The organism is uncultured Bradyrhizobium sp. (genome assembly GCF_936928535.1).
Lineage (GTDB): Bacteria > Pseudomonadota > Alphaproteobacteria > Rhizobiales > Xanthobacteraceae > Bradyrhizobium.
In genome coordinates this window covers 91,253-102,306 of sequence record NZ_CAKZHY010000165.1, presented here as the reverse complement: position 1 = coordinate 102,306, position 11,054 = coordinate 91,253, and the positions used below count along the sequence as shown (strand labels likewise).

At 62.8% G+C, this 11,054-nt stretch carries 12 protein-coding genes; 7 read left to right on the top strand and 5 right to left on the bottom strand.

Annotated features, from left to right (window positions below):
• The coding region (locus Q0687_RS30910; RefSeq protein WP_298885308.1) for a hypothetical protein at positions 1 to 237 on the top strand (237 nt) is incomplete at its 5' end.
• 82 nt (positions 238 to 319) lie between these two features.
• Here Q0687_RS30910 and Q0687_RS30905 read toward each other — a convergent pair.
• A complete protein-coding gene (locus tag Q0687_RS30905; protein WP_298885306.1) occupies positions 320 to 598 on the bottom strand; it encodes a hypothetical protein in 279 nt (92 codons plus the stop codon).
• A 128-nt stretch (positions 599 to 726) separates the two neighbouring features.
• Complete coding sequence (locus tag Q0687_RS30900; protein WP_298885303.1) at positions 727 to 1,347, bottom strand: hypothetical protein; 621 nt, start codon at positions 1,345 to 1,347, stop codon at positions 727 to 729.
• A gap of 77 nt (positions 1,348 to 1,424) precedes the next feature.
• On the opposite strand from Q0687_RS30900, the gene Q0687_RS30895 reads away from it, so the two are divergent.
• A complete protein-coding gene (locus Q0687_RS30895) occupies positions 1,425 to 1,658 on the top strand; it encodes a hypothetical protein (protein WP_298885302.1) in 234 nt (77 codons plus the stop codon).
• A 442-nt stretch (positions 1,659 to 2,100) separates the two neighbouring features.
• Here the strand turns inward: Q0687_RS30895 and Q0687_RS30890 are convergent, their stop codons facing one another.
• From Q0687_RS30890 to Q0687_RS30880, 3 genes are all read right to left on the bottom strand, one after another.
• A complete protein-coding gene (locus tag Q0687_RS30890; protein WP_298885300.1) occupies positions 2,101 to 2,373 on the bottom strand; it encodes a hypothetical protein in 273 nt (90 codons plus the stop codon).
• 247 nt (positions 2,374 to 2,620) lie between these two features.
• On the bottom strand, positions 2,621 to 3,118 hold the full coding sequence (locus Q0687_RS30885; RefSeq protein ID WP_298885298.1) for a GDSL-type esterase/lipase family protein: 498 nt from the start codon (positions 3,116 to 3,118) through the stop codon (positions 2,621 to 2,623).
• A 39-nt stretch (positions 3,119 to 3,157) separates the two neighbouring features.
• The gene (locus tag Q0687_RS30880; protein ID WP_298885295.1) at positions 3,158 to 4,279 is read right to left on the bottom strand and encodes a C45 family peptidase; all 1,122 of its coding nucleotides are present in this window, start codon (positions 4,277 to 4,279) and stop codon (positions 3,158 to 3,160) included.
• Positions 4,280 to 4,502: 223 nt separating this feature from the next.
• Between Q0687_RS30880 and Q0687_RS30875 the strand changes: the two genes are divergently transcribed.
• The 5 genes from Q0687_RS30875 (at position 4,503) to Q0687_RS30855 (ending at position 10,852) form a co-directional block, all read left to right on the top strand.
• Positions 4,503 to 5,750: an MFS transporter gene (locus tag Q0687_RS30875; protein ID WP_298885293.1), complete on the top strand. Its 1,248-nt coding sequence runs from the start codon at positions 4,503 to 4,505 to the stop codon at positions 5,748 to 5,750.
• Positions 5,751 to 5,785: 35 nt separating this feature from the next.
• Positions 5,786 to 6,991 carry a M20/M25/M40 family metallo-hydrolase gene (locus tag Q0687_RS30870; protein WP_298885291.1) on the top strand — a complete coding sequence of 402 codons (1,206 nt, stop codon included), beginning with the start codon at positions 5,786 to 5,788 and terminating at the stop codon, positions 6,989 to 6,991.
• 182 nt (positions 6,992 to 7,173) lie between these two features.
• Entirely contained in the window at positions 7,174 to 8,259 is a 1,086-nt protein-coding gene (locus tag Q0687_RS30865) for a mandelate racemase/muconate lactonizing enzyme family protein (protein ID WP_298885289.1), read from the top strand.
• A 229-nt stretch (positions 8,260 to 8,488) separates the two neighbouring features.
• On the top strand, positions 8,489 to 9,637 hold the full coding sequence (locus tag Q0687_RS30860; protein ID WP_298885287.1) for an amidohydrolase: 1,149 nt from the start codon (positions 8,489 to 8,491) through the stop codon (positions 9,635 to 9,637).
• Positions 9,638 to 9,703: 66 nt separating this feature from the next.
• Positions 9,704 to 10,852, top strand: coding sequence for a caspase family protein (locus Q0687_RS30855; protein ID WP_298885285.1), 1,149 nt, complete (start codon positions 9,704 to 9,706; stop codon positions 10,850 to 10,852).
• The last annotated feature ends 202 nt before the right edge of the window (positions 10,853 to 11,054 follow it).

Sequence of the window (11,054 nt, the reverse complement as noted above, 5' to 3'; positions counted from 1 at the left end):
GCTTTTGGCTTCAAGAAAGCGCACCACGATTACGCGTTTTTACACGACCAAGACCCTGAACGGACATCATCGCCTGCGAACGAGGCCGCGCTTCGCGCGTCTACCGAGCCGTACGCGGTGTCGAACAAAGCCAAAGGCGGCGAACAAGATAGTGAGAAGGCCAATTTCCCAACGACCGGCTGCAAACAGAGCGATGCAAATCAGATAGACCGGGAAAAGCAGGACGGTCCAAGCTAGGGCAAACCCCAGATAGCTCCGTCCGGTTGGGATGTTGCTCGTGTTATTTGCCATGACCAAGTGCAGAATTGCGGTGGTCTAGCTAAACAGGGTAGCGCCATTTCAGCGCGCGGCGCAGGAAAAGCAAAGCCACGATGATTGTGACGGCGGTGAGCCAGAGGAAGGCCGGAACGGGCAACTGATTGTGAATGTGGGCAATGTACAGCACCAGCGCCAACAAGAGGGCAACCAGGGCGTTCGATACCCAGTACAGCGGTGAACGCAAAATTCCTGTTGCCGCCAATTCAGAAGTTCGTTCGCGCGCTCGCGCTACGCGCCACCAACAAAAGCCGAAGAACGCAAGAGTAACAAGCCACTTCATTCCGGCACCGTCAGTTCAGTTAGATTTGCGTCGCCTGTCTTCGAATGCAATCGGTTTGCAAACGATCAAGTCAGCTTGCCCGTAGCGGCCATTAGCACGAAGTGATTGCTCGGTGACCCGCGCGCCGCTTACACTGCGCCCTTCAGCCGCTTTCGTGCGAGATCGGCGATAGGTTGAACGATTTGCTCACAGTTCTGTTGCGGGTAACTCTTGGTGAGGACTGAAGCAAGAAGGAGGCCCATTAAAATAACAATCTCGGGCGTGCCACCTCCAGATCTCTTTACGTGTTCGACAGCTTTCACGGCAAATGGTTCACATTCAGTCGCAAAGAAATGGTTCATCTTGGCGTAGATCAGTCGATTTCGATACGCATCCAAGAGCTTCTCAAGACGCGCAACTCCATCTTGAACGACAGAGAAGATGCGTATGTCGGCGAGTTCTTTTCGCGCAATAGGGCTATCCTCTTTCAGAAGCCCGATCTCCGCAAGTTTCATCCAAAATTTGTAGTTGCCGCTATCGACAGCCGTTGACATCGACGCGCGTTCTGCGACTGCCCCCGCGAGTACAGAAATGTCCCCATCGCTTAGCTTTGTCATCATCTCGATGATGCTCTCGGGCGGCCATTGCTCGTCCTGCATTCCAAATGGCTCCATCAAAACCGCTACGAGGTTCGCCTCTGTTACACGCCAGCCGCCCGCGTCTAAGCGCTCTATGATTAAGCTCTCGACAGGCACGCCAAGGTTGGTCATTTCAACCTGATCATTCTGTTGGATCGAATGGAAGCATAAGCTGACTTCGTCGGCCTCTACAAGAAGGGCACACCAAAATGCGTACGGTCTTTCTGCTCTGGCACAGCTATCCGCGCGAAAAAGGTCTAGATGAGCATGATACTGAAGATAAACTCGTCGGGGTCTACAGCAGCGCTGCCGAAGCGGAAGCAGCAAAAATGCGCAAGCTTCAATTTGAAGGCTTTCGTGACTATCCTGACTGTTTCCAAGTTTGCGAGATGGAAGTCGACAAGGATGCGTGGAGCGAAGGGTTCGTCACCGTGAAGACGTGAAGTGAACATCTGCGGATGTGTCCCAGTGTGACCCACATCGGACTTCTCCATCTCTAATTCCGTCAGCGAACGGCGTTCACTGGCTTTTTGATGCAAATGGGTTGGCCGTTTGGGACAGGGGTGCAATCCCACTCCGGATCGAAGTCGTTATTCGTTCTAGAAGTTGGAAACCAATGGAAGCCGAAAACGATAAGGCAAAGCACAACGACGATAAATAGAATACCCACTACATCACCGCGCCTTGGATACGGCAGTGGCCATCTCATGACAGTGTCTCAGCCTCCGTCCCGCTTTTCGCATGTAATCTGCGGCGCTGCGATGACAACCTGTAGGCGATTTGCTCTTTCACGTCGCTTAAACGCTTAATTCAAATCGTGCTGATTGTCGGCGACTGTCGCCTGTTGAACCCGAAGCGGAAACTCAGTGGGTCGCGAACCTTCAACTATGGTGGTGTCCCAAGTTTTCTGATCGACGCAATTACCTTCCGTGCACGTTCGGCATCAAATTGGCCGAAGCCCATGTTCACGGCCTCGGCCCATTCGAAGTACTTCATCAGGGCTTCGTCCGTGGCGTTGTCGCGAAGCAAGGCGGCTATCTTGCCGACATAGCCATCATATTCATCGACAGGGCATCCGCCGATCGGGTCCCACTGTTGGTTCAGAATATCTCTGATCCGGCCGCGCCAGACGCGCGACCCTTCTTTATCCATGGCCATCGACGCGATCCCGAATCTGGTGACGGTTTCTACATATCAGACCGAGCATGCCGTGTCCGCTGTTGGCCCCATCGCGACATTTTGCGCTGCCGCACAATTCCGACCGCTATTGGGGGCAAAGCGGACATTGCCTGCGCGTCACGCCGCCGGGTTTATGGGTATACGGCCTAGCTAGAACTCGCGCCGATTTCGCACGGTGATCTCGTGGACTCGCCATGCGCGATAGCTTCAACAGACGATTTAGACGCTATCTGCCGAGCGCCGCGGCGACCTCGCCGGCCAGCTGCTCCGCCAGCATGTGATAGCCCTCTGGCGTGAGATGCTGCCCGTCGGGTTGATGCGGCAATCCATGCAGCATCCCATTCGGGAGCATGACGACCTTGATTCCCATCGCGCTGAGCCGGCTCTGGATTTCAGGCGTGTTGTCGGCGGCCAGCTTTCTCCGGTCGTTTCCGCCGGGCTGGAGGATCACGACGCCCGTTCCCTTCGGAACGACCCGATCGAGGCGCGCGAGCATGCCGCCGGTGGTGTCACCGTTGATGCCGGCATTGATGACACGGACGTTGAGGCCCCTCGTACGAAGAAGCGTTTCAAGCTGTGCGGGATAGGCCTGGCTACGCGACACACCCTTGCCGAAGGTGTTGCTGGCGCCGAGGGCCACCACGGTTGCAGCGTGAGCGGCGCCAAACGTGACGACCACCCCGAATGCCCCAAGAAGAATGATTTGCCTGAGCCTGGCGATCATCTTTGCGCCCCCTGATCGAACTGAGATTCCCATCCAATATCACCGACGGCTCCATCGCCTCGCCTTGGTCCGGCGGACCCGTTGCAGGCCAAGATTGAGTTGCCCCTTGATCTCTGATGTCGGCAAGTCCTCGCCGGCGACCCATGATCTGAAATCGACGTCCAGCATATCCTCTTCCAGCGCAGCGGCATCGCCCCCGATACCGATCAGGAGACGCCGCTTTTCCGGCTCGGCCACGATCGTATGCAGCGTCTGGGCGCGACCATAATTGTGGAAGGCGGGCGAAGCCGAAAAGTTGAGCGCCTGGAACGTCTGCTCGGCCGTCAGATTTCGCGCGGCCCAGCCCTCCAGCGGCGGCAGCCGGTCGATCGAGTGCGCGACGCGGCGATTGAGGCGCCGCAGTTGCGATGACTGGAAATGATTGGTGCAGGCAAGCCAGTCGCCACCGCGCACCGCGACCGCGCCGGCCCCCGCTTCGACCACCGCAGCCACGCCAGCGGCATCGAGCAGCGAATAATTGTATTGCATGGCGTGAGGCGTGCGTCGCAGAAGGTCGATCGCCTCAGCCGTCGTCGCACAGCTGTCCAGGACGCGCCTGACCAGCAAGACGCTGTTGAGGCCGGGCGCGCGCGGTCGCGCCTTCACCAGATGCAGGCCGATTGCGAGGCCATGTTCGTTCATGCCGTCCAATCGTCCGGTGAGCTGATGGCTGCCGCCGATGCTGGCATAGCTGCCGCTGATCTGGACGAGCGCAAAGCGTCCCTCATATCCGCGCGGCCAGAAATCATAATTGCGGCCATAGACGCCACCACTCATGACAGCCGAGCAGCCGCCGGTCGGCATCCGCATGCCTTCATTGCCGAAATATGTGACGGCATGCTCCATCGAGATGTGGAGCCCCTCGGCGATGCCGCCGATTTCCTCCCAAAGCGACGGCGCATAGGTCCTGAACGCACGTTCCTCGGTGCGAATGTTGAGCCACCATGGCAGCTTCAGTCGTTTGCGCAAGAATGCCTTGCCCTTGCGGGTGGCGGCAAAGGCAGCGGCTTGAGCACGGCCGACCTCGTAGGGCGTGCCGCGACATTGCACAAGGCTGACGCGGAGCGTCTTGGGCTGGTCCTTGGGCTGGTCCTTGGGCTGGTCCTTGGGCTTGTCCGCCATGTGATGCTCACCTGGCACGGAAACTTGGGACGGAAACTTGGGACGGAATCGGGACGGTTGGGCTACGACCTCTATAGCGTAGCGCCGAGCCGCCGCAACTCGACTTGAACTCGACTCGGCGCAAAACCAGAGGCAGGCCATGCGATAAGCCGCCCCCTCCCGGCATTGGCACGCCTCTCCCAATCGTGTACCTCGACCAAAACGTTGCCGGGACGGAACGCCGATGAGTGCGGTTGCCAATGATGACGCGGGACGTGGCACAAGCGCGCTGATCCTTGCGCTGGTGGCGCTGGCCTGCGGACACATGCTCTCTACGCTGCTGCGCACCATTCCCGCGCTCAGCCTCGATCTGATGGCGGCGGATTTCCATGTGCAGCCGCAGGCGCTGGCGAGCCTGACCTCGGTCTATCATTTTGCGTTTGCGGCCTCGCAGATCCCGGTGGGCGCGGCGATGGACCGTTTTGGCGTGCGGCCGGTGTCGCTGAGCCTGCTCGCAGGCACCGTGGTCGGCGCGATCGCCTCGGGCCTTGCGACGGGGCCTTCGAGCTTTGCCTTCGGGCAATTGCTGCTGGGCATCGCGACGTCGGGCATGTTGATGTGCCCGATGACGCTGGCGGCCAAGGAATTGTCGGCGGCGCGCTTCGGGCTGTGGTCGGGCGCAATCCTGTCGATCGGCAACATCGGCATGCTGCTGTCGTCGAGCCCGCTCGCCTTCGTGGTCGACACTTACGGCTGGCGCGCCGGATTCTGGATCGCCGCAACGGGCGGCATCGCGGTGGCGCTCGCGGTATTCGTGCTGGTGCCGAACCAGCCGGCCGAGCACAAGGACGATGCCTCGCCGCTGGCGCAGATGATCGAGGTGCTCAGGCTCGGCTTCTCGCGGCCGCTGCGCGGACTGATCGCACTGGCGCTGGTATCGCTTGCGACCTCGCTGGTGCTGCGAGGTCTCTGGGGCGGGCCATGGCTGATGCAGGTCAAGGGCCTGTCGCGGGTCGAGGCCGGCAACCAGCTCGGCGCCTACACGCTGGCGATGATCGCAGGTCCCCTGCTGATGGGCCTGGTCGACCGCAAGGTCGGCCGCCGCCGCGAGCTGGTGGCCGGCACGCACACGCTCGCGGCTGTGCTGGTGGCGCTGATGGCGCTCGGCGCGCCGCATTATGCGGTTGCATGGCTGTTCGGCGTCGAGGTCATGCCGCCGCAATATGATCTCGTGCTGTTCGTGCTGATCGGCTTAGCGACCTCCGCCCAGCCACTGCTGTTCGGTATGTGCCGGCAGCTGGTCGACGCGCAGGTCGCGGGCAAGGCGCTGGCGGCGGTGAACCTCGCCTTCTTCCTCGGCACCGCGATGATGCAGTCGATGTCAGGCGCGGTCGCGGCCTTCGCGGGACTGCCGGCGGTGCTGCTGTTCATGGCGGCGATGCTGATCGTCGGCGTGATGATCTTTTTGACTTACACCTCGCCGCATTCGTAGGATGGTCGACAGCGTTCGCCAAAGGAAATTGTATCATGCCCGTCGACACCAAAGCCGCCACCGACCGTCTCATGCGCTTCCTCGCCGTGGAAGGCGTCACCGGACAGGAGGCGGCGATCGGGCGCGAGCTCACCGCCGCGTTGAAGGAGAGCGGCGTGCCTGATAAGGCGATCCGGCTCGACGATGCCAACACCCGCATTCCGGTGCCGACCGAAACCGGCAATCTCATCGTCGACCTGCCCGGCCGCGGCGCGCTGCACAACCAGCCGCGCATCATGTTCATGACCCACATGGACACCGTGCCGCTCTGCGCCGGGGCAAAACCAAAGAAATCCGGCCGCAAGATCGTCAACGAGGCCAAGACGGCGCTCGGCGGCGACAACAGATGCGGCTGCGGCGTGCTGGTGACCCTGGCGGCCGAGCTCGAGAAGCAGAAGCTCGATCATCCGCCGATTACGCTGCTGTTCTGCGTGCGCGAGGAGAGCGGGCTCTACGGCGCCCGCCACGTCAAGCTCGACGAACTCGGCTCGCCGGTGATGGCATTCAACTATGACGGCGGCTCCGCCTCCAATGTCGTGATCGGCGCGGTCGGCGCCGATCGCTGGACGGTCGAGATTTTCGGCCGCGCCTCGCATGCCGGCGTCGCGCCGGAGCGCGGCATCTCCTCGACCATGATCATGTCGCTGGCGCTTGCGGACGTGAAGGCCGGTGGCTGGTTCGGCAAGGTGGTGAAGGGCAAAGGCGCAAGCGCGAAGCAAGGCACCAGCAATGTCGGCCCCGTCACCGGCGGCGAGGGCCGCCCGGCGGGCGATGCCACCAACGTCGTCACAGACTACGTGCATGTGCGCGGCGAGAGCCGCAGCCATGACGGAAAGTTCTTCAAGGAGATCACCAAAGCCTACAAGGCCGCGTTCGAGAAGGCTGCGAAGAAAGTCACCAACGCGCAAGGCAAGTCCGGCAAGGTCAAGTTCAAGGCCGAGACCGACTATTATCCGTTCCGGATGAAGGAGAACCTGCCGGTGGTGAAGCGCGCGATCGAGGCGGTGTCGGCTGTCGGTGGCACGCCGAATGTTCGCGCCGCTAATGGCGGGCTCGATGCCAACTGGATGGTCCGCCACGGCATTCCGACCGTGACTTTCGGCGCGGGACAGAACGAGGCGCACACGATCGACGAGTGGATCAATCTGGACGAATACGACCGGGCGTGTGCGCTGGCCGTGCAGCTCGCGACGACGCGGTGAGCTGACTTTGTAGGGTGGGTTAGCCCTGCGACTGCGCAAAGCGCAGGTCGCATGGCGTAGCCCACCGCTTCTGCCGCCGCGGAGACCAAAGAGGTGGGTTACGCCAGCGGATTGCGCTTCGCGCATCCGCTCGCTAACCCACCTTACGAAGTACCAAGCAAAAACAAAAACAGGGAGGCCACATGCCGCGCATTTCATCGATCGAATCCGCGCTCTACCGGATCCCCCTCCCCGTTACGCTCTCCGACTCCACGCATGGCGACATGTCGGCGTTCGAGCTGATCACCTGCCGCGTTCGCGATGCCGATGGCGCCGAAGGCGTCGGCTACACCTACACGGTCGGGCGCAATGGTGGCGCGGTCGCCGACATTCTCAAGCGTGAGATTCCGCCGCTGGTCGAGGGACGCGAGGCCGACGACACGGAAAGCATCTGGCACCACGTCTGGTGGGGCCTGCATTATGGCGGGCGCGGCGGACCTGCGGTGCTGGCGCTGTCCGCGCTCGACATTGCGCTGTGGGATTTGAAGGCCCGGCGCGCCAAGCTGCCGCTGTATCAGCTGCTCGGCGGGTTCGATGCGCGCGTGCCGTGCTATGCCGGCGGCATCGACCTCGATCTCTCGGTCGAAGCGCTCTTGAAGCAGACCGACGGCAATCTCGCCAAAGGGTTTCGCGCCATCAAGATGAAGGTCGGCCGGCCCGATCTCAAATCCGACATCGCGCGCGTCGCGGCGATGCGACAGCATCTCGGCGACGGCTTTCCGCTGATGGCGGATGCCAACATGAAATGGACGGTGGAGGATGCGATCCGCGCCGCCCGCGCCTTCGTGCCTTACGACCTCACCTGGCTCGAAGAGCCCATAATCCCCGACGACGTCGCGGGCCACGCGCGCATCATGCAGGCCGGCGGCGTGCCGATCGCGGCGGGCGAGAATCTGCGCTCGCTGTGGGAGTTCAAGAACTACATCACAGCTAGCGCGGTGTCCTATCCCGAACCCGACGTCACCAATTGCGGCGGCGTTTCCGCCTTCATGAAGATCGCGCGGCTGGCGGAGGCCTTCAATCTGCCCGTCACCAGCCACGGCGCGCACGACATCACCGTGCACCTGCTCGCGGCCTGCCCGAACCGCTCCTACCTCGAAGCGCACGGCTTCGGGCTCGACAAATATATCGAACATCCGCTGGTGCTCGAGGACGGCAAGGCGCTGGCACCGGATCGTCCGGGCCACGGCATCAGCTTCGACTGGATGGGGCTGGCGAAGCTGGCGTGACACCCATGGTCCGTCATTCCGGGGCGCGCCTCTTGGCGCGAACCCGGAATCCATCGCGCAATGATCTCTGCGGCCCCATGGATTCCGGGTTCGCGACTTCGTCGCGCCCCGGAATGACAAGGAGAGAACGGCGCGCATAGCTGCACGCGAGGCATTCCAAGGGCTTGATGTGGAACGCGGATAATCGGCTAGAGTGGCGACTGCCGTCCCCCTTCGAGAGAGCTGCGCCTTGCCCCCCGAACTGCACCAGAAACTGACCGCGTGGCGCCAGCATCTGCATGCCCACCCTGAGCTGTCCTTGCAGGAGAAGGCGACCGCTGCCTTCGTGCAGGAAAGACTGACCGAGCTCGGGATTCCGTTCGAGGCGGGCATCGGCGGCCACGGAATCGTCGCAACGCTGACGCGTGGGTCAGCCGAGGGGCGCGTCGGCCTGCGTGCCGACATGGATGCGCTGCCGATCACCGAGGACACCGGCCTTGCCTACGCCTCGAAGAATCCGGGCGTGATGCATGCCTGTGGCCATGACGGGCACACCGCCTCGCTGCTCGGCGCAGCGGCGCTGCTCGCCGCAGATACGAGCTGGAGCGGCACCGTCGATTTCATCTTCCAGCCGGCCGAGGAAGGCTTTGGCGGCTCGCGCGCGATGGTCGCGGCCGGGCTGTTCGAGCGTTTCCCGATGGAGCGGGTGTTCGGCTTCCACAACTGGCCGGGCCTCGAGGCCGGCAGCATCGCGGTGCATGACGGCGTCGTCATGGCCTCGGGTGGCCGCGTCACCATCACCATCGAGGGTCATGCAGGCCACGCCGGCATGCCGCATCTGACGCGCGATCCCATCATGGCCGCCGGTCACCTGATTGTGGCGATGCAATCGATCGTGTCGCGCAGCGTCGATCCGCTGGACACGGCCGTGCTCTCGCTGTCTGCGATCGAGGGCGGCACGGCGGCCAATCAAATCGCCGGCAAGGTCGTGATCCGCGGCACGCTGCGGTATCACCGCAACGGCGTGAAGGACATCATCATCCCGCGGATCAGCGATATCTGCGCCGGCGTCGCCACGAGCTTCGGCGTCAAGGTCACGCCCGATATCGTCATGGGCGTCGGCGTCGTGATCAACACGCCGGAGGAAGCCGGCTTCGCGCGCATGGCTGCCGACAAGGTCAAGGCGCCCGTGCGGCGCGATCTCGCGCCGAGCATGGCCGGCGAGGATTTCGCGCATTATCTGCAGCAGCGGCCCGGCGCCTTCGTCTGGATCGGCAACGGGCCCTTGCGCGACGGCGCCGAGCTGCACGGCCCGCGCTATGATTTCAACGACGCGATCCTCCCCGTGGCGTCGGGCTGGATGGCCGAAGTCGCCAAGACCGCGCTGTCGGCGAACTGAACGCCCCGTGGCTCCGCCGGAGCGGTTGCGCTAGGATCGACACGCGTTCGAGCCAGCGAGATCAGGATGAACCGGCGCGAATTCGTCTCAAGGTTGGCGGCGGCCACCGCGCTCGCGGGCCTGGCGCCATCGGCTGAAGCCGCGGAAGGAAGGCGGATCGCGCTGGTCATCGGCAACGGCGCCTACCGGAACGTGCCCGCGCTGCTCAATCCGCCGAACGACGCCAGCGATATCGCCGCGGCGCTGAAGCGGCTCGGCTTCACGGTCTCGCTGCTGACCAATGCCGGCTTCGATGAGATGCGCCGCGGCCTGATCGCGTTCGGACACGACGCCGCCGGCGCCAATATGGCGGCGGTGTATTTCGCCGGTCATGGCATGGAGATCAACGGCGAGAACTGGCTGATCCCCGTCGACGCCGAGCTGAAGCGGGACACCGACGCAGCAAATGAAGCCATCAATTTGCAAAGCGTGATGCTGCAGGTGTCGAACACAACGAGCCTTGGCCTCATCATCCTCGACGCCTGCCGCAACAATCCGTTTGCCGCCAAGATGAACCGGTCGATCGCGACGCGCGCGGCCGCCACGAACGGGCTCGGCCGCATCGAGCCTGTCGGCAACGTCCTCGTCGCCTATGCCGCGCGCGACGGCACCACGGCGCTCGACGGCGACGCGCGCAACAGCCCGTTTGCGGCCGCGCTCCTGCGCAACATCGAGGCATCAGGCGTCGAGGTCACCTTCATGTTCCGCAATGTCCGCGATGACGTGATGGAGGCGACGCGCAACGCGCAGCAGCCGTTCGTCTACGGCTCGCTGTCGCGGAAGGCGATCTATCTCGCCGGAGCGCCAGCGGCAGGTCACGAGCAGGCGGTACCGCCCAGCCCGCTTCCAGTCGTTGTCTCCCCTGCACCACAGCAGACGCCTTTGATCGATCCCGCGCTGGTCGGCACCTGGGAGATCATGGTGCCCAGTGGCCGCGGCCAGTCGCGCTGGATCTGGCAGATCATGGGCGACGGCACCTACAAATTCCACGCCGAGCCGCAGCGCTCGGCGCGTCCACATGAAGGCATGATCACGGCCGCGAACGGCCACTGGACCCTGCACGCCACCCGTGGCCTGTCAGGCTACAGCGACGGCGGCGCCTACGAGATCCACGATGCATTGGCTGTCATCACGGGCAAGCTTGGCACTGGCGCCTGGAAACGCAGCGCCGAGTAGACGCGCAGGCGCGATGATGCCGTAGCGCTGAACGGCCGCGATCGCGGCCGCAGCATGGTGCCCGCAAACCGCTTTGGAACCCGGATTTCCCCGAAGCCTCGGCGCCGCCCGCTTGACGCACAGCGCGCGGGCATATTTAATGGATTTAAAGAACAATTGTTCGCATTCCGAACATTTCAAGTCGGGTAACGGCGGGCTCTCA